The organism is Mediterraneibacter sp. 210702-DFI.5.30, from assembly GCF_020560115.1.
GTDB lineage: Bacteria > Bacillota > Clostridia > Lachnospirales > Lachnospiraceae > Mediterraneibacter > Mediterraneibacter faecis.
This window is the reverse complement of the sequence record NZ_JAJCME010000017.1, coordinates 22,588-41,683: the sequence shown is the minus strand read 5'-3', so window position 1 is coordinate 41,683 and position 19,096 is coordinate 22,588. Positions and strand designations below refer to the sequence as shown.

The 19,096-nt window shown below is 40.8% G+C and carries 17 protein-coding genes; 15 read left to right on the top strand and 2 right to left on the bottom strand.

Translation table 11 applies throughout. The features are described 5' to 3' along the window. The first annotated feature begins 5 nt into the window (after nt 1-5). From LI126_RS13560 to LI126_RS13505, 12 genes are all read left to right on the top strand, one after another. Nucleotides 6-1,730 (top strand): peptidoglycan D,D-transpeptidase FtsI family protein, encoded by a 1,725-nt coding sequence (locus LI126_RS13560; RefSeq protein WP_227165572.1) that lies wholly within the window; start codon nt 6-8, stop codon nt 1,728-1,730. A gap of 101 nt (nt 1,731-1,831) precedes the next feature. After that, nucleotides 1,832-2,788 (top strand): phospho-N-acetylmuramoyl-pentapeptide-transferase, encoded by a 957-nt coding sequence (gene mraY / locus LI126_RS13555; protein ID WP_055144717.1) that lies wholly within the window; start codon nt 1,832-1,834, stop codon nt 2,786-2,788. A 4-nt stretch (nt 2,789-2,792) separates the two neighbouring features. Then, the gene (murD, locus tag LI126_RS13550) at nt 2,793-4,166 is read left to right on the top strand and encodes a UDP-N-acetylmuramoyl-L-alanine--D-glutamate ligase (protein ID WP_155203840.1); all 1,374 of its coding nucleotides are present in this window, start codon (nt 2,793-2,795) and stop codon (nt 4,164-4,166) included. A gap of 13 nt (nt 4,167-4,179) precedes the next feature. Beyond that, the gene (locus LI126_RS13545) at nt 4,180-5,265 is read left to right on the top strand and encodes an FtsW/RodA/SpoVE family cell cycle protein (RefSeq protein WP_155203838.1); all 1,086 of its coding nucleotides are present in this window, start codon (nt 4,180-4,182) and stop codon (nt 5,263-5,265) included. A 68-nt stretch (nt 5,266-5,333) separates the two neighbouring features. Then, nucleotides 5,334-6,065 (top strand): cell division protein FtsQ, encoded by a 732-nt coding sequence (locus LI126_RS13540; protein ID WP_155203836.1) that lies wholly within the window; start codon nt 5,334-5,336, stop codon nt 6,063-6,065. 150 nt (nt 6,066-6,215) lie between these two features. Further along, nucleotides 6,216-7,403, top strand: coding sequence for a cell division protein FtsZ (ftsZ, locus tag LI126_RS13535; RefSeq protein WP_020435772.1), 1,188 nt, complete (start codon nt 6,216-6,218; stop codon nt 7,401-7,403). Between the two features lie 184 nt (nt 7,404-7,587). Continuing rightward, the gene (locus LI126_RS13530; RefSeq protein WP_227165571.1) at nt 7,588-8,364 is read left to right on the top strand and encodes a sigma-E processing peptidase SpoIIGA; all 777 of its coding nucleotides are present in this window, start codon (nt 7,588-7,590) and stop codon (nt 8,362-8,364) included. Nucleotides 8,365-8,418: 54 nt separating this feature from the next. Continuing rightward, entirely contained in the window at nt 8,419-9,159 is a 741-nt protein-coding gene (gene sigE / locus LI126_RS13525) for an RNA polymerase sporulation sigma factor SigE (protein ID WP_020435774.1), read from the top strand. A gap of 118 nt (nt 9,160-9,277) precedes the next feature. Then, nucleotides 9,278-10,882 carry an MBL fold metallo-hydrolase RNA specificity domain-containing protein gene (locus tag LI126_RS13520; RefSeq protein WP_055162130.1) on the top strand — a complete coding sequence of 535 codons (1,605 nt, stop codon included), beginning with the start codon at nt 9,278-9,280 and terminating at the stop codon, nt 10,880-10,882. Nucleotides 10,883-10,986: 104 nt separating this feature from the next. Next, nucleotides 10,987-11,769: an RNA polymerase sporulation sigma factor SigG gene (gene sigG / locus LI126_RS13515; RefSeq protein WP_227165570.1), complete on the top strand. Its 783-nt coding sequence runs from the start codon at nt 10,987-10,989 to the stop codon at nt 11,767-11,769. Between the two features lie 128 nt (nt 11,770-11,897). Then, entirely contained in the window at nt 11,898-12,566 is a 669-nt protein-coding gene (locus tag LI126_RS13510; protein ID WP_020435776.1) for an HAD family hydrolase, read from the top strand. Continuing rightward, nucleotides 12,566-12,829, top strand: coding sequence for a hypothetical protein (locus LI126_RS13505; protein ID WP_015528870.1), 264 nt, complete (start codon nt 12,566-12,568; stop codon nt 12,827-12,829). The genes LI126_RS13510 and LI126_RS13505 overlap by 1 nt, the downstream gene beginning before the upstream one ends. A 107-nt stretch (nt 12,830-12,936) precedes the next feature. Here the strand turns inward: LI126_RS13505 and LI126_RS13500 are convergent, their stop codons facing one another. After that, nucleotides 12,937-13,113: a hypothetical protein gene (locus LI126_RS13500; RefSeq protein WP_155203826.1), complete on the bottom strand. Its 177-nt coding sequence runs from the start codon at nt 13,111-13,113 to the stop codon at nt 12,937-12,939. 178 nt (nt 13,114-13,291) lie between these two features. Here LI126_RS13500 and pth point away from each other — a divergent pair, with 178 nt between their 5' ends. From pth to LI126_RS13485, 3 genes are all read left to right on the top strand, one after another. Then, entirely contained in the window at nt 13,292-13,870 is a 579-nt protein-coding gene (gene pth, locus LI126_RS13495; protein ID WP_015528872.1) for an aminoacyl-tRNA hydrolase, read from the top strand. Between the two features lie 2 nt (nt 13,871-13,872). Further along, nucleotides 13,873-17,229, top strand: a complete 3,357-nt coding sequence (gene mfd / locus LI126_RS13490; RefSeq protein WP_227165569.1) for a transcription-repair coupling factor — start codon at nt 13,873-13,875, stop codon at nt 17,227-17,229. A gap of 101 nt (nt 17,230-17,330) precedes the next feature. Further along, nucleotides 17,331-18,386 (top strand): peptidyl-prolyl cis-trans isomerase, encoded by a 1,056-nt coding sequence (locus LI126_RS13485; protein ID WP_117497466.1) that lies wholly within the window; start codon nt 17,331-17,333, stop codon nt 18,384-18,386. 95 nt (nt 18,387-18,481) lie between these two features. Here the strand turns inward: LI126_RS13485 and LI126_RS13480 are convergent, their stop codons facing one another. Continuing rightward, on the bottom strand, nt 18,482-18,967 hold the full coding sequence (locus LI126_RS13480; protein WP_015528875.1) for a cytidylate kinase-like family protein: 486 nt from the start codon (nt 18,965-18,967) through the stop codon (nt 18,482-18,484). Between the last annotated feature and the right edge of the window lie 129 nt (nt 18,968-19,096).

The following is a 19,096-nucleotide window of genomic DNA, read 5'->3' as shown; positions in this document are numbered from 1 at the left end:
TTTTTGTGAAAAATAAAACATATAACCGAAAAAAAGCAATGGTCGTTTTTTTCTGTGCGGTTCTATTGATTTTAGCTCTTTTCGGCAGACTGGTTTATCTGATGATTTTTGATGCCGCACACTATCAGAAGCTGGCGAAAGATCTTCATGAGCGAGAAAGAAAAATCAAAGCGGCAAGAGGAGAGATTGTTGACAGAAATGGAGTTGTCCTGGCAACGAACAGGACGGTATGCACAATTTCCGTGATCCATAATCAGATAAAAGATCCGGAGCAGGTGATTGCAGTTCTCTGTCAGGAACTTGGGGAAGAGGAAGAAAACATCCGGAAAAAAGTAGAAAAAGTGTCTTCAATGGAAAAAATTAAAACAAATGTGGAAAAAGAAACGGGGGATAGAATCCGTAATCTGGATCTTGCAGGAGTAAAAGTAGATGAGGATTTTAAAAGATATTATCCTTATGATACATTTGCATCCAGGGTTCTTGGATTTACAGGTGGGGACAACCAGGGAATCATCGGACTTGAAGTAAAATATGAAGAGGTATTAAAAGGAACCGATGGAACCATTCTTACAGTGACGGATGCGAGAGGAGTCGAACTTGAGAAAGTAGCAGAAGACAGGATTGAACCTGTGGCCGGGAACACGCTTCAAATCAGTCTGGATCATAATATTCAGAAGTACTGTGAACAGGCAGCAAAAAAGGTTCAGGAGGAAAAACAGGCGGATAGTGTATCTGTATTGCTTATGAATCCGCAGGATGGAGAGATATTTGCAATGGTAAATACACCGGAATTTAATCTGAATACCCCTTTTGAATTGATTGATGTGGATGAAAATACAGAACAGACGGATGAACAGGCTCAGGAGATGTTAAATCAGATGTGGCGAAATCCATGTATTAATGATACATATGAGCCGGGATCAACGTTTAAAATCATTACAGCATCAGCATGTCTTGAAGAAGGTGTCGTTTCTTTGTCGGATACATTTTCCTGTCCGGGATACCGGATTGTAGAAGACAGAAAAATCCGGTGTCATAAGGTTGGTGGACATGGACAGGAAACGTTTATCCAGGGGATACAGAATTCCTGTAATCCGGTATTTATTGATATTGGTCTTCGGCTTGGAGCAGAGAAATTTTATGCTTATTTTAAACAGTTTGGATTACTTAGTCTGACGAATATCGATCTTCCGGGTGAAGCGGGAACAATTATGCATAACGTAGAAGATATTGGTCTTGTGGAATTGGCAACGATTTCATTTGGACAGTCGTTCCAGGTAACACCGGTTCAAATGGCAACAACAGTAAGTTCGCTGGTTAATGGGGGATACCGGGTGACACCGCATTTTGGAGTGGCAGTTCTTGAAAAAGACGGAACAGAGATACGAAAGCTAAAATACAAAAAGAAGAATGGGATTGTATCTGAAAAAACATCGGAGACGATGAGAATACTTCTGAAGAGTGTGGTAGAAGAAGGATCTGGTAAAAATGGATACATTGAAGGATATTCGATCGGAGGCAAGACTGCGACATCACAGACTCTTCCAAGAAGCGCAAACAAGTATATTTCATCATTTATAGGGTTTGCACCGGCGGAAGATCCGCAGGTTCTTGGAATTGTAGTGATCCGTAACCCACAGGGAATTTATTACGGAGGAACGATTGCAGCTCCGGTTTTGCGCAGCATCTATGACAATGTACTTCCGTATCTCGGGATTGAAAAAAACTGACCAATGGAGTATACTGTAAAGTGCATTTTGAGAATCTGATGACAGAAAAGTACATAAGAAGGATTCTCTGTGTAAAACAAAAGAAATGAAGAGGTGTATATATGAACAGTCATGTAGTGATTCCGGTATTGATTGCATTTGTTATAAGCCTTGTGCTTGGACCGGTGGTCATTCCTTTCCTGAGAAGGTTAAAGATGGGCCAGACGGAGCGTGTGGAGGGTGTGCAGTCTCATTTGAAGAAGGCAGGAACACCGACAATGGGAGGGATTATCATTCTGGCAGCTGTTGTGATTACGTCCCTGTTTTATGTGAAGGACTATCCAAAGATCATCCCGGTACTTTTCCTTACAGTAGGATTCGGACTGATCGGATTTCTGGATGATTATCTTAAAGTTGTCATGAAACGTTCAGACGGACTTTTTCCAATGCAGAAGATGGCACTCCAGATTGTAGTAACAGCAATTTTTGCGTTTTACATCGTAAAAGTAGCGAAGATTCCGCTTACAATGATCGTTCCATTCTCCGGCGGTTATGAATTGAATCTTGGATGGTTTGCGATTCCGGTTCTTTTCTTTGCAGTAATCGGTACAGTTAATGGAACAAACTTTACGGACGGACTGGATGGTCTTGCATCAAGCGTAACAGTTCTGGTGGCAACATTTTTCACAGTTGTAGCAATTGGAACGAAAAGTGGGATTGAGCCGATCACTTGCGCAGTTGTCGGTGCATTGATGGGATTCCTTCTTTTTAATGTGTATCCGGCCAGTGTGTTCATGGGAGATACAGGTTCTCTTGCACTGGGTGGTTTTGTTGCAGGAACAGCGTATATGATGCAGATGCCGCTGTATATCATTATTGTCGGATTTATTTATCTTGTAGAAGTTATTTCAGTTATTCTGCAGGTAACATATTTCAAAAAGACAGGAGGAAAGCGTCTCTTTAAGATGGCACCGATCCATCATCATTTCGAGCTTTGCGGATGGTCAGAGACACGGGTAGTGGCAGTATTTTCTATTGTGACGGCAATTCTTTGCCTGATCGCTCTTATGGGGGTATAGAACAATGGTTGTAAAAGATAAAAATGTATTAGTGTTTGGCTCTGGAATCAGTGGAGAGGCAGCATGTGCGCTCCTTTTGAAAGAAGAAGCAAAGGTCATATTGTATGATGGTAACGATAAATTGAATTCGGAAGAGATACGTGCAAAGATTGAAGGCGGGGACAGTGAGTCACTGGAAATCGTCCTTGGAACACTTGAGGGAGACAGGAAAGAAGAACTTCTTGATAAACTTTCTCTTGTTGTAATGAGTCCGGGTGTTCCGACAGATCTTCCAATCGTGAATGAGATGCGTGAGAAAGGACTTCCAATCTGGGGCGAGATTGAGCTTGCGTATGTCTTTGGAAAAGGTGATGTTCTAGCAATTACTGGAACAAACGGAAAGACAACGACCACTTCTCTGCTTGGAGAAATTATGAAAAACTATGCGCAGAGCAGCTTTGTGGTAGGAAATATCGGTAATCCATATACGAGTATTGCACTCCAGACAAGAGAGGATTCTGTAATTGTTGCTGAGATGAGCAGCTTTCAGCTAGAAACAATTCAGACATTCCGTCCGAGAGTCAGCGCGATCCTGAATATTACTCCGGATCATCTGAATCGCCATCATACGATGGAAGCATACATAGAGGCAAAGGAAAATATTGCGAAGAATCAGACAGAGAAAGATACTTGTGTTCTGAATTACGAAGATGATGTAACAAGGGTATTTGGAGAAAATGTAAAGTCAAAGGTTCTATATTTCAGCAGTCAGCGTATATTAGAAGAAGGAATCTATCTGGAAAACGGTCAGATCGTTCTTGCAATGAACGGAGAGAAGACACCGGTATGCCATGTAGATGAATTGAATATTCTTGGAACGCACAATCATGAGAATGCGATGGCAGCAGCCGGAATGGCAGCAGCATATGGGGTTCCGGTAGATGTGATCCGCAGAACGCTGAAAGAGTTCCAGGGAGTCGAACATCGTATTGAATATGTGGCAGAAAAGAATGGAGTTGTATATTACAATGATTCCAAGGGAACAAACCCAGATGCAGCAATTAAGGGGATTCAGGCAATGAATCGTCCGACAGTTTTGATCGGTGGAGGTTATGATAAGGATTCTGCTTATGATGAATGGATCGATTCCTTTGATGGAAAAGTAAAAAAATTAGTACTTCTTGGTGCGACACGTGACAAGATCGCAGAGACAGCCAGAGCACATGGATTTGAAGATATTGAGATGGCGGATACATTTGAGGAAGCATTTGCAAAATGTGTAGAGAATGCAAAACCGGGAGATGCAGTACTCCTTTCTCCTGCATGTGCAAGTTGGGGAATGTTTAAGAATTATGAAGAACGTGGAGATAAGTTTAAAGAGCTTGTAAATAATCTGTAAAGGGTGAACTGTATTGAAGCGTCCTGCAAAGAAGCACACGTATGATGATACACTGCTTGTGACGGTGCTGATTCTCGTACTGGTTGGTCTGATCCTTCTGACCAGTACAAGTGCATATAACGGCAGGGTGAAGTTTCATGATTCTTATTATTATCTGAAAAAGCAGGGACTGGCTACAGTTCTTGGAATGGCAGGAATGCTATGGATCGCGAGAATTGATTATCACAGATGGATTCCACTTGCTGTGCCAGGATATCTGGCTGCAATCGGTTTATCCATTGCTGTCATGGCATTCGGAAAAGAATATAACGGATCCAAAAGATGGTTGTCTTTGGGTCCGTTTTCTTTTCAGCCTTCAGAATTTGCTAAAGTAGCAGTGATCTTGTTTCTGGCCTGGCTGATCAACCGAAATGTGAAAAAAATATCAAAACTTCGGATAATGTCCGGAATGATGCTTTCAATCCTTCCGGTTGTCGGTCTGGTAGGAGCAAGTAATCTGAGTACAGCAATCATTATCCTCGGAATCGCAGTTACATTGATTTTTGTTGCAAGTCCAAGATATGCACAGTTTATATGGATGGCCGTATCAGGAGTTGGATTTATGGGAATTTTTCTCGCCTTGGAAAGCTATCGGCTGGAGCGACTTGCAATCTGGCGAAATCCGGAGAAGTATGAAAAAGGATATCAGACATTGCAAGGACTTTATGCAATTGGAAGTGGAGGACTGTTTGGCCGGGGGCTGGGAAACAGTGTACAAAAACTGGGATTCCTGCCGGAAGCACAGAATGATATGATTTTTTCTATTGTCTGTGAAGAATTAGGGCTTGTTGGTGCGGGGACTATCATTGTACTGTTTCTGATTTTAATCTGGAGATTTTTTGTGATTGCAACACACGCACCGGATCTTTTTGGTGCGTTGATTGCAGTGGGAGCCATGGCACATATGATGATTCAGGTAATATTGAATATTGCTGTCGTCACAAATTCTATACCGAATACAGGAATTACACTTCCGTTTATCAGTTATGGTGGAACGTCAGTTGTTTTTCTGCTTTTGGAAATGGGGCTTGTCCTTAGCATATCACGTTTGGTACAATAGAGTTGCCTGTATTTCATACGGATGGAGTCCGGGTATGGAAAACATGAACAGAGGAAGGAATCTGATCAATGAAAAAAAAGAAGAAAAAGAAGAGAGGGATGTTCCGCTTTATTGTAGTATTACTGTTGATTGTAGTATTTGTTCTACTCTTTCAGACACGCAGTATAAAGGTGAAGGGAAATGAATATTACGGAGAGAATTCAATCATCAGCTGGCTCGAGAAAGATAAACTCTCCATGAATACGGTGTATTTATTCTGGAAATATAATTATACAGATGCAGAAGTTCCGTCAGTTGTGGAAGAAATGAAATTGACATTTGAAAATCCATGGACGCTTGTTGCGCATGTGAAAGAGAAAGGAAAATCCGGTTATGTTTCTTTCAATGATACAAATTTATATTTTGACCGGAAGGGGACAGCACTTTTTGAAAGCAAGAAAACTTTTACAGGAGTACCTTATGTGGAAGGACTTTCTTTCGATGCATCGAAAGTAGAGATCGGAAAAAAGATTCCGGTGGAAGATGACAGTGCATTCACTTTGATCGCAGAGGCTTCAAAGTATCTGGTGAAATATTCACTTACACCGGATAAACTGGTATATGCTAATGAACAGAGTGTGGTATTATATTTTGGATCAGTAGAAGTTTTAATTGGGAATAAAGAATATGAGATCAGAATTGCACAGATCAAACCGATTCTTGAGAAGCTGAAGGAACAGTATCCGGATCAGGCGGGGGTACTTCATCTTGAGAATTATGAAGCAGATTCAGCATCAATTAACTTTACACCGCAGTCTTGAAGCTGAATTGTTGGAAAAAAACCAAAAATAAGAAAAAATCTATTGATTATTTACGGAAAAGACTTTATTATATACTTATTGAATTGTATCGTTCAATTAAAATAAGGGATGTATATAAGAATTAATAAGACGACAAAGGAGGAACTACTCTTGTTAGAAATTAAAACCAACGAATCTGAAGCGGCTGCAAGAATTATTGTTGTCGGAGTCGGCGGAGGCGGTAACAATGCCGTGAACCGAATGATCGACGAACAGATTGCAGGCGTAGAATTCATAGCTGTGAATACAGATAAACAGGCATTACAGCTGTGTAAAGCACCGACACTTATGCAGATCGGTGAAAAACTGACAAAAGGACTTGGTGCTGGTGCACAGCCTGAGATGGGAGAGAAGGCAGCAGAAGAAAGCGCTGAGGAGATCCAGGCTGCATTAAAAGGTGCAGATATGGTATTTGTTACCTGCGGTATGGGAGGCGGAACTGGAACAGGTGCTGCTCCGGTTATCGCAAGAATTGCGAAAGAGCAGGGCGCTCTGACAGTAGGAGTTGTCACAAAGCCTTTCCGTTTCGAATCCAAGACAAGAATGCAGAATGCAATCAATGGTATTGATAAATTAAAGGAGAACGTTGATACAATCATCGTTATCCCGAATGACAAACTGCTTGAAGTTGTAGACAGACGTACTACTATGCCGGAAGCTTTGAAAAAGGCTGACGAGGTTCTTCAGCAGGGTATTCAGGGTATCACAGACCTGATCAATGTACCATCTCTGATCAACCTTGACTTTGCTGATATCCAGACAGTTATGAAGGATAAAGGTATTGCACATATCGGTATTGGTGCAGGACGCGGAGATGACAAGGCACTCGAAGCAGTTAAGCAGGCTGTTGCCAGTCCACTGCTTGAGACAACAATCACAGGTGCATCTAATGTTATCGTTAATGTATCTGGAGACATTACACTTATGGATGCTTCTGATGCAGCTGATTATGTACAGGAGCTTGCAGGAGAAAGTGCAAGTATCATCTTCGGTGCTATGTATGATGATACAAAGTCTGATGAATGTACAATCACAGTTATTGCTACAGGCTTACATAATGTAGGCGGAAGTGCATCCAAGCTGAAAGCAAGACTGGAAGGACAGCAGAAGACAAGTTCTATTCTTCCGAATGGTGTAGAAAGTCATGCAAGACCATCTTATGACTATACAGCACAAAGAACAGCTCAGACATCAACAGTAAGACCGCAGGGTGGAACAATGCCAACACTGCAGCCAAGATCAACAACTGGTGGAGTAAGAGAGCAGTCTATTAAGATTCCGGATTTCTTTAAGAAATAATTGAATTGAAAAATGATGAAACGGTCTGAAGTATCAGGCCGTTTTTCTTTTATGTCGAAGGATGTCAGAAATTCTTCTATTTTCTTTCTGTTTTACTGTCAGTATCTGACAAAATTTCCAAAGAGCAAATTTTATAATTCTATATGATATCGGGGATGACTCGAAATGAAAAGGAAGGTGGAAGATGCACTATGAGTTGTACATAGATCTTTTTTTCCTGGAAAATTTCATGATGGATAGCCTGTTACTTTTCGTGACAGAACGGATTACGGGTGGAAAATATAGTTTTAAAGGGGTTTTATCCGGAGCATTCCTTGGAAGTGTGTTGACATGTCTGATGGTGGTTGTATCTGTTCCCGCCTGGATGAAAAACATAGCCTTTTATCTGGTGATTCCATTTTGTATGCTTTGGTTAAAAAATAGGAAACAATGTATGCTCCAGATACTCAAAGGAATGGGATTGCTTTACCTTTTTGGAATGTTCCTGGGGGGCACGTTGATGATGTTTCGTCCTTATCTGCATTATATCAGTCTGTTTTATGGGATTGCGGTGCTTAGCTCACAGGGGATTCTGATGGCCTGGAAGTTCTTGAAAGTTCTTAAGATAGAGCAGGAACGGTGCTGTGAAGTGATTTTATTTACAGAAGCAGATAGTTATAAGGTTCATGCATTGAGGGATACGGGAAACTGCCTGACAGATCCACTCAGTGGTGAAGGGGTGCATGTACTGGATTGTAATTTTTATCATCAGGTAATGAAAGAAGCAATGGAATTCAGGTATATTCCATATCGAAGTGTCCATGGTAGTGGCGTTATGAAAATTTTCCGGATCAGGAAAATGTGTGTGGAAATAAATGAAAAAGAATGGATAGAATCCCCACTGATCGGTGTGAGCGAATCACCGATCAGTGGGGAGGAAGATTATCAATTGATATTGAACTGTAAGGTGCAGATGCTGTGAATGAAAAACTGTGCCGCAACAGAAGATGTAAGAAAGAAACCAGGAGGAATTTATATGATGGTTAAAGTGGCTGTGCCGGAGAAATTTAAATTAAGGATTGTACCAAATGTCAGGACGGTTTTATTTGGTGGCCAACAGGAGATTCATTACATAGGAGGCAGTGAGGTTCTTCCTCCACCATTGGAAAATGAAAAAGAACGTGAGGTGGTAAGGTGGCTTGGAACAGATCGAGATGAAAAGGCGAGAAAGATACTGATTGAACATAATTTGCGTCTGGTTGTTTATATAGCAAAGAAGTTTGATAATACAGGAGTAGGTGTAGAAGATTTGATTTCTATTGGTACCATCGGTCTGATCAAAGCAATCAATACATTTAATCCATCAAAGAAAATTAAACTGGCAACATATGCTTCACGTTGTATTGAGAATGAGATTTTGATGTATTTGAGACGAAACAGTAAGACGAAGATGGAAGTTTCCATTGACGAACCTTTAAATGTAGATTGGGATGGAAATGAACTGCTTCTATCTGATATTCTTGGGACAGAAGAGGATACAATTTATCGGGATCTGGAGGATGAGGCAGAAAGAAAGATTCTGTTTCGTGCCTTGAATAAACTGTCAGGAAGAGAGAAATTAATCGTTCGTATGAGGTTTGGACTGGATCATCCGGAGGGAAAAGAAATGACGCAGAAGGAGGTTGCGGATCAACTTGGAATCTCTCAGTCTTATATATCAAGACTGGAAAAGAAAATTATGCACAGACTTCGGATGGAAATGGTCCGGTATGAATAACAGTTACAAAAATTTAATAAAAAGAAAGATGTACAATTTCCCGTATGGTGTTAAAATAAAAGAAAAAGTATCTGAAGCTTAAAAAGAAAAGATACAGGACAGAAAGGGTTGAGGATGTATGAAATTAACATTTGTAGGTGCAGCCCATGAGGTTACGGGAAGCTGTCATTTTCTGCAAGTAGCAGGAAAGAATGTTTTGGTTGACTGCGGTATGGAACAGGGACCGGATCTGTATGAGAATCCGGGACTTCCGATCAGTGCAACAGAAGTGGATTATGTATTCCTCACACATGCACATATTGATCATTCCGGAATGTTGCCAAAGCTTGTAAAGGATGGGTTTAAAGGGCAGATTTTCACTACCTATGCGACAGCGGATTTGTGTGATATCATGCTTCGTGACAGTGCGCATATTCAGGAATTTGAGGCAGAGTGGAGGAATCGAAAAGGCAGGAGAGCAGGAAAGCCGGAGTATGAACCGGTTTATGAGATGCAGGATGCACTTAATGCGATTGAATTGCTTGTGCCTTGTCAGTATGGGGAGCGCATTACAATCTGTGAGGGGATCCAGATCCGGTTTACAGATGTAGGACATCTGCTTGGATCAGCAAGTATTGAAGTCTGGGCAACAGAAGACGGAGTGACAAAGAAGATTGTATTTTCCGGAGATATTGGAAATCTGGATCAGCCGATTATTAAAGACCCGGCTTATACAGAGAGTGCGGACTATATTGTGATGGAGTCTACGTATGGCAACCGGCTGCATACGCAGGAAAAACCGGATTATCTGGGAGATTTTACAAGAATCCTGAAAGAGACATTTGATAAAGGGGGAAATGTTGTTATTCCTTCCTTTGCTGTGGGCAGAACTCAGGAACTCCTTTATTTTATACGTGAGATCAAAGAAAAGGAATTATTAAAAGAATATCAGAATTTCGAAGTATATCTAGACAGTCCGCTTGCAATTGAGGCAACGAAGATATTTACAAAAAATATGAGAGAGTGTTTTGATGAGGATGCACTTGCACTTGTTAATGCAGGGATTAATCCACTTATATTTGATGGACTTAAGACTGCAACAACAAGTGATGATTCTAAGATGATCAATTTTATCGAGAAACCAAAGGTGATCATCTCAGCTTCCGGAATGTGCGATGCTGGTCGTATCCGTCACCATCTGAAGCATAATTTGTGGAGAGAAGAGTGTACGATTCTTTTTGTTGGGTATCAGGCAATGGGCACTTTAGGACGCAGACTGATCGAGGGCGAAAAGAATGTGAAGCTGTTCGGTGAGCCGATTGAAGTTAAGGCAAGAATTGAGAGCCTTCATGGAATTAGTGGTCATGCGGATATGAATGGGCTCTTAAAATGGCTGGGAGCGTTTAAAGAGGCGCCACAACGCGTCTTTGTTGTGCATGGTGAAGATACTGTAACAGAAGAGTTCGCAAAGACGGTGGAAGAAAAGTTTGGATATCAGGCTTATGCACCGTTTCCGTGTAGTGAAGCAGACCTCTTGACAAATGAGATCTTAAGTGAAGGTGTAAAGATTCCGGTGAAGGCGAAAAAACCGGCACAGCGTAAAGCGGATGCGGCGTTTGAACGTCTTGTTGCAGCAGGAAGGCGTTTACTTGATGTTATTTACAAGAACGAAGGTCTCGCGAATAAAGACAAAGCAAAATTCGAGTCGCAGATTAATAATTTGTCGGATAAATGGGATATTTGATTGTCAAGGACTAAAACTTTATAAAATTCAGCACTTCATGGAATATCTTATTCAAAGAGTGAGAATGATTCTAAGTAGAAAAAAAACTTAGGAGGTTTCTTATAATGGTTGTGAATAAGGTAGAACTGTGTGGAGTGAATACATCAAAGCTCCCACTTCTCAGGGAAAAGGAGAAGGAGGAGCTTTTTCGCAAGATTCGTCAGGGGGACAAGTTGGCGCGGGAAGAATACATCAAAGGAAATCTTCGGCTGGTGCTTAGTGTGATGAAACGGTTTGACAGCAGTAATGAAAATGCAGATGATCTGTTTCAGATTGGATGTGTGGGGCTTGTAAAGGCCGTAGATAACTTTGATCCAGATCGCCAGGTGAAGTTTTCTACTTATGCGGTTCCTATGATCATAGGAGAAATCCGCCGGTATCTGCGAGATAACAGTTCCCTTCGCGTGAGCCGCTCATTGCGTGATATAGCTTATAAAGTAATTTATACAAGAGAAGGTTATATTCGAAAAAATATGAAAGAACCCAGCATTCAGGAAATCGCAGAAGAGATTGGACTTTCAAAAGAAGAAATAGTTTATGCACTGGATGCAGTACAGACACCAATGAGTCTTCAGGAACCGGTGTATAATGATGGTGGCGATGCACTGTATGTGATGGATCAGGTCAGTGATAAGAAGAACAGAGAAGAAAACTGGGTGGAAGAGTTGTCTTTAGAAGCTGCGATGGAACGGCTGAATGAAAGAGAGAGACGGCTGATCCGTTTACGATTTTTTGAAGGAAAGACGCAGATGGAAGTTTCGGAACAGATTGGAATTTCGCAGGCACAGGTGAGCCGTTTAGAGAAAAATGCTTTAAAAACAATGAGACAATATCTTCTTGGAAAATAGAGAGAAAGTATTGAAATTTTTATGACTTCATACTATGATAAATGGGAAGAAAATGTTACAGAAAGTAACAGAAAAGAGCAGATATGGTTATGGTGTAATGTAACCAATGATAAAGTATGGAGGCAGCTATGATAAAGGCTTGTATTTTTGATCTGGATGGAACGTTGACAAACACATTGGATTCACTGGAATATTCAGTCAATGAGACGATGAAAGAGATTGGAATGCCACAGATCACAAAGGAACAGTGCCGGCAGTTCGTTGGAGATGGGGCGAAGGTTCTGCTTGAACGGACATTAAAGGCAGGCGGGGATACACAACTGTGTCATCTTGAAGAGGCGGTGGAAGCGTATGCCAGGATATTTGATGCAAATTGTATGTACAAGGTTGCTCCGTACGAAGGAATTCCACAGATGTTGCAGCAGTTGAAAGAGAGTGGTATCAAACTTGCAGTTTTATCAAATAAGCCAGACAGACAGGCCGTTCATGTGGTTGAAGAAGTATTTGGAAAAGAACTTTTTGACCATATACAGGGGCAGAAGGATGGAGTTCCTAAGAAACCGGATCCGACGGCCGCGTTGACGATTGTCAGTTCATTTGGGGTTTTGCCGGAAGAAGCAGCATACATCGGAGATTCAGAAGTGGATCTTGCAACGGGTCATGCGGCAAAGATGCAGACAATTCTTGTGTCCTGGGGATTCCGTGGAAGAAAAGCTCTTTTAGAGGACGGAGCTGAATGTATTGTTGATTCAGCGGAAGAGATACGAAAGATTGTTAAGAAACAGGAGGAGAAGTAATGGGAGAGTACAATGAAGAGTGTCTGAAGACTTTTTTGGAGAAGCAGGAGCAGCTTTTTGATGAACCGGTAGCAGAGACCCTTGAGGCAGCAGAAGCTTTTCTGGAGGACTGTATGGCAGTTGTTGTAGAATCTCTGGCTGAAGTAAGAGAATACTTTGAAGAGAATGGCATGGATGTAGACGGGATGTCAGAGGAAGAATTGGAAGAGGCTTCTGAAGTGTTTGCACTGCCGGATGGTACTTATCTGATCGTAGAAGGATAAGCAGAATTAAAATAGTAGTGATTGTGAAAAAGCAATTGAAAAGCCACAGAAAGGATGGACTGTGGCTTTTTTGCTGTATAAACCCGGCAAGCAGCATTTTTGAGTGCTTATGAAGAAATGTTAGTTTCAGCAATGCAGCATTGCGGATCGGATTTTGCTGACTGCTCTTTTGGATGGAACATAAGAATCAGAAGAAGGATCAGAAGAATGCCGAGAGCAGCAAAAATAATAGTATAGATGATCTCTTTCATATGAAGGACAATGATTTTAGTTTTTGATTTCATGAGTATCCCCCTTTTTATACAATTTATGAATTTACAGAGCAATTATGCATGACAAATATTCACACATGCGGTAAAATAAAGATTACTGTTTGCAAGAGGAAAACCTATGAAAATAAGTCATTGTTGCTTACAGTGGGAAGATGAGAATGGAAAATGTATTTGGGAAAGGAAGAAGAAGATGTATATTATAGCAGGATTAGGCAATCCGACGAAAGAATACGAAGGAACAAGACACAATGTCGGATTTGATGTTATAGATCGACTTTCTGAGAGATATAATATAGATGTAACTATGGAGAAGCATCGTGCTTTGATCGGAAAGGGTATGATTGCAGGACAGAAGGTGATTTTGGTAAAACCGCAGACTTATATGAATCTTAGTGGCGAGAGCATCCGAAGTGTGATTGACTATTATAAAGTGGATCCTGAGAAGGAACTGATCGTGATTTATGATGATATCAGTCTTGGGGTAGGACAATTAAGAATTCGTGCAAAAGGCAGTGCAGGTGGGCATAATGGAATAAAAAATATTATTGCACATCTTGGCGGACAGGTTTTTCCTAGAATAAAAGTAGGAGTTGGAGAAAAACCACCGAAGTATGATCTTGCAGATTATGTTTTAGGACATTTTTCTAAGGCGGAACAGGAACTGATGAGCGAAGGTTATGATAATGCGGTAAAAGCGGTGGAACTGATCGTGAGTGACCAGATAAGCGAAGCGATGAACGAATATAATCGTAAAAAGAAGGACGAGTAGAGATGCAGGCTTTTTTAGAACCATTAAAAGAACTGGCTGATTATCAGGAGATTGTCAGTTCGAGAAGAAAGAAAACGGGTTTCCTGCAAATCGCAGGATGTGTGAATTCACAGAAGATACATCTTGCGAAAGCACTGAGCGATGGCTTTGAGTACAGAGTCATCGTTTTTTCCAGTGAAGAAAAAGCAAAACAGGCTTATGAAGAATGGCGTGTACTGGAGGAAAATGTATGGTTTTATCCGGCAAGAGATCTTTTGTTTTATCATGCAGATATTAAGGGCGCATTTTTGACAGGGAAACGTATGGAAGTATTGCGTGCGATTGTAGAGAAGAAAGGACGGGAAGCAATTACTGTAGTTACAACAATGGACGCATTTCTGGATGGGCTTCCATCGAAAGAAGAACTGTGCGGGAACAGGATTAAGATTCATGCAGAAGAGGCGTTGGATTTTCAGAAATTACAGGAAAACCTTTCGATATTAGGATATGAAAGGGAAAACCAGGTTGAAAGTCCGGGACAATTTGCAGTCAGAGGTGGGATTCTGGATGTATTTCCACTGACAGAGGAGAATCCGGTTCGAATTGAATTATGGGGAGACGAAGTTGATTCTATTAGAAGTTTTGATGTGGAAAGTCAGAGGTCGACAGAGAATTTACAGGAAATAGAAATCTATCCGGCAACTGAGAACTGGAAGCAGATGGAAACGGAAAGCTTTTTGGCATATTTTCCGGTAAAGGAGACAATCTTGTTTTTGGATGAACCGGTACGTCTTCAAGAATCTGCAGAAATCGTGGAAAAAGAGTATTTTCACAGCTTGGAGAGCAGAGAAGAAGCCGGTATGGAGACAGATGAGATTCCGATTCAGGTGGAACAGACAGATCATACGATTGGAAAGATGAACAAGTATTATGGAATTGCATTTACCATGTTGGAATCAAAATGTGGAATGTTTAAAGTAAGGTCTGTCTACAGTCTGCAGGTTAAAACTGTCAATCCGTATAATAGCAGTTTTGAGCTCCTGACACGAGATCTGAAGAAACTGAAAAGAACAGGGTATCGTGTGATTCTTGTTTCAGGTTCAAGAACAAGAGCAAAACGTCTTGCAGAAGATCTGAGAGATTATGACCTGAGCAGTTTTTATAGTGAAGAGATGGAACGGCAGGTGAATCCGGGAGAGATTATGGTAACCTGTGGTTACATTGCAGAGGGATACGAATACCCGATGTTAAAGTTTACGGTCATCTCGGAATCTGATATTTTTGGTAAGAAAAAGAAAAAAAAGAAAAGAAAAACTTACGAAGGAAAAAAAATCCAGGAATTTGCCGAACTTAAACCGGGAGACTATGTGGTACATGAGAATCACGGACTTGGAATTTATCAGGGAATTGAGAAAGTCGAAGTAGATACTGTTACTCGAGATTATATGAAAATTTCCTATGCGGACGGAGGAATTCTCTATATACCGGCAACACAGATGGATCTGATCCAGAAATACGCAGGAGCAGATGCAAAGCCACCAAAATTGAATAAGCTTGGTACACCTCAGTGGAAAAAAACAAAAGGACAGGTAAAAAAAGCGGTTCAGTTAATCGCAAAAGATCTTGTAAAACTCTACGCAACGCGCCAGCAGACAGAAGGTTATGTTTATGGACCGGATACGGTCTGGCAGAGAGAGTTTGAGGAGATGTTTCCATTTGAAGAGACAGAGGATCAGCTTCGTGCAATTGAAGATACAAAGAAAGATATGGAAAGTACGAAGATTATGGATCGTCTGATCTGCGGAGATGTAGGGTATGGTAAGACTGAAATTGCGATAAGAGCAGCTTTTAAGGCAGTGCAGGAAGGAAAACAGGTTGTTTATCTTGTACCTACAACGATTCTTGCGCAGCAACACTATAATACATTTATTCAAAGGTTTAAAGATTTTCCGGTGCGTGTTGACTTGATGAGCCGTTTTCGGACGCAGGCGCAGCAGAAAAAAACAGTAGAGGATTTGAAAAAAGGTCTGGTTGATATCGTGATCGGAACACACAGAGTGCTTTCAAAGGATGTTGGATATAAAGATTTAGGACTTCTGATCATAGATGAAGAACAACGTTTTGGTGTGACGCATAAGGAAAAAATTAAAAAATTAAGAGAAAATATAGATGTGTTGACGCTGACAGCAACGCCAATCCCAAGAACACTTCATATGAGTTTAATCGGAATTCGCGATATGAGTGTGCTTGAGGAAGCACCGATGGATCGTATGCCAATACAGACGTATGTAATGGAATACAATGATGAGATGGTTCGTGAGGCTATTGAGCGTGAACTTGCCAGAGGTGGACAGGTTTATTATGTTTATAACAGAGTAGAAAATATTGCAGATCTAGCACTTCGTGTGCAGAAACTGGTGCCGGATGCAAGGGTATCTTACGCACATGGACAGATGAATGAACATCAGTTGGAAGATATTATGTATGATTTTATCAATGGTGATATTGATGTGCTTGTATCGACAACAATTATTGAAACAGGACTGGACATTGCGAATGCTAATACGATGATTATACAAGATGCAGATAGATTTGGACTGTCACAGTTATATCAGTTGCGAGGAAGAGTTGGGAGATCCAATCGAATGGCATATGCATTTCTGCTGTATCAGAGGGATAAGATGCTTAAAGAAGTTGCAGAGAAGAGGCTGGCTGCAATTCGTGAATTTACAGATCTTGGATCGGGATTCAAGATCGCAATGCGTGATCTTGAGATCCGAGGTGCGGGAAATCTTCTAGGAGAGTCGCAAAGTGGTCATATGGCAGCAGTTGGATATGACTTGTACTGCAAGATGCTTAATGAGGCTGTCAGTCAGTTGAAAGGTAAAAAAGAAGAAGCAGACTACGCTACAACGATTGATCTTGATATAGATGCATTTATTCCGGAATCTTACATTAAAAACGAGTATCAAAAATTGGATATTTATAAGAGAATTGCCACAATTGAAACAGAAGAAGAGATGGATGATATGACAGAAGAACTGATTGATCGTTTTGGAGATCTTCCGAAAAAAGTACAGCAGCTTCTTCATATTGCAGCACTTAAGAGTCTTGCGCATTCTGCATATATTACAGCGATAGAACAAAAGGGAAAAGACTACAAATTTATCTTATATGAAAAAGCAAATCTGGATCCGGCAAAAATTCCGGCACTTTTAAAGAAATATGGAAATAATATGACTTTCAAAGCAGAAGCAGTCCCGTATTTCCTTTATCAAAAGAAAGGGAGAAGCGGAAAAGAGAAAGGGGAAAATGTTCTGCAGATGCTAAGAGAAATTATAGAGAGTATTCGCGAACTTCGATTAGATCAGGGAAGTTGAGGAGATTCTGTGTTTGGGGTTGTGATAGAACAAAAAACACGATATAATGAGCGGTAGTATGGCTGCGTAAGTAAATACGTAAAAAGAGGAGGATTTACCAGATGGTACGTTTGGCAAAAAGGCTGGCAGTGCTTGCAGTGGCAGGCACATTGACAGCAACATCTTTGACAGGATGCGGAACAATAAATACAGATGAGACAGTTGCAACAGTCGGTGATGAGAAGATTACACTTGGAGTCGCGAATTTTTACGCAAGATTGCAGCAGGCTCAGTATGAAACCTACTATGCGAGTATGATGGGAACAACAGCAGAAGAGATGTGGGCAAAGGAAGTGTCAGACAATCAGACATATGAGGAGCAGACAAAGAAGAGTATTCTTGAGAATCTGGAGAATATGTATCTTGTTTCACAGCATGCATCTGACTATGATGTTGCACTGACAGAGGAAGAGCAGCAGGCGATTAAAGATGCAGCAGCAAAATTCGGTGAAGATAATTCGGATGATGTGAAGAAAGTGGTATCAGGAGATGAGGAGGAAGTGGCTAAAGTTCTCGAACTGATGACAATTTCGAATAAGATGGAAACGGCAATGGAAGCTGGTGTGGATGAGAATGTATCAGATGAAGATGCAGCACAGAAGAGTATGCAATATCTCTTATTCTCATATACAACAACAGATGATTCGGGAGAATCCCAGACATTATCAGATGATGAGAAAGAAGCTTTGAAGACGACCGCACAGGCATTTGATGATCGGTTAAAGGGTGGAGAAGATATGGAGACTGTTGCATCAGCAGCCGGACTTACAGCCCAGACAGCTACATTTGATTCTGAAAGTACAAGCCCGGATAAGGATTTGATCGCAGCAGCAGATGCATTGACAAATGAAGGCGATGTTACAGATATTATAGAGACAGAGAACGGAATTTATATTGCAAAGCTTACAAGTCTTTTGGACAGAGAGGCAACAGACAGTAAAAAAGAAAGTATTGTAAGTGAGAGAAAACAGGAACAGTATGATTCACTTCTGGAGCAGTGGAAAAAGGATACAAAAATCAAAGAAGAGAAAAAAGTATGGAAGAAGATCAGTTTTGAAAAACAGGGTGTAACAATTAAAACGTCAGATACATCAGATACTTCAGACAGCCAGAATTAAAAAAACAGGGACAAAAACTTTGTGAAGACCAACAAGTTTTTGTCCCTGTTATGTTTACACGAGCAACGAGCCAAAGTCCGTGCTTTCACGAAAAATCAAATGTATTCCAGTTTTTCGAAATAATGCATTAAGATATCAGCACAGTTTTCAACACCAAGCTCGGAAGTGTCAAGAATCATGTGATAATCATTCACATCTCCCCAGGTCTTGCCGGTGTGTTCATAATAATAAGCAGCACGCTCTTCATCCGTATGCTCCACTTTTTCTTTTGCGGCATCATGATCAAGATTTTCTTTTTTCATGATTCTCTGAATGCGGTCCTCTTTGGCAGCACTCACATAGATGTTTAATACATTCATCCGGTCTTTCAGAATATCTGAGGCGCATCGTCCGAGAATAATGCAAGGGTTTTCAGCCAGTTTCCGGATTGCTTCAGCTTCACTTTCATATTTGTGATCAGAGAGCTTTTCTTCTATATAGGCCTTGTCATAGACCGGAATATCAAGTCGTTTCGAAAGCTCTTCAGCAATAATGCTGGCTCCGGTACCGAAACGACGACTCATAGTAATTACTAATTTCATAATGAAGTCCTCCTTTGTAGAAATAACATTCAGATGAATTTTATTATAGCACGTTCTGTTTGATTTGTCTCGGTTTTACTTACTTGTATCCAATGATGGGAAGCTGCCAGTGAAAATGTATCCATTTTT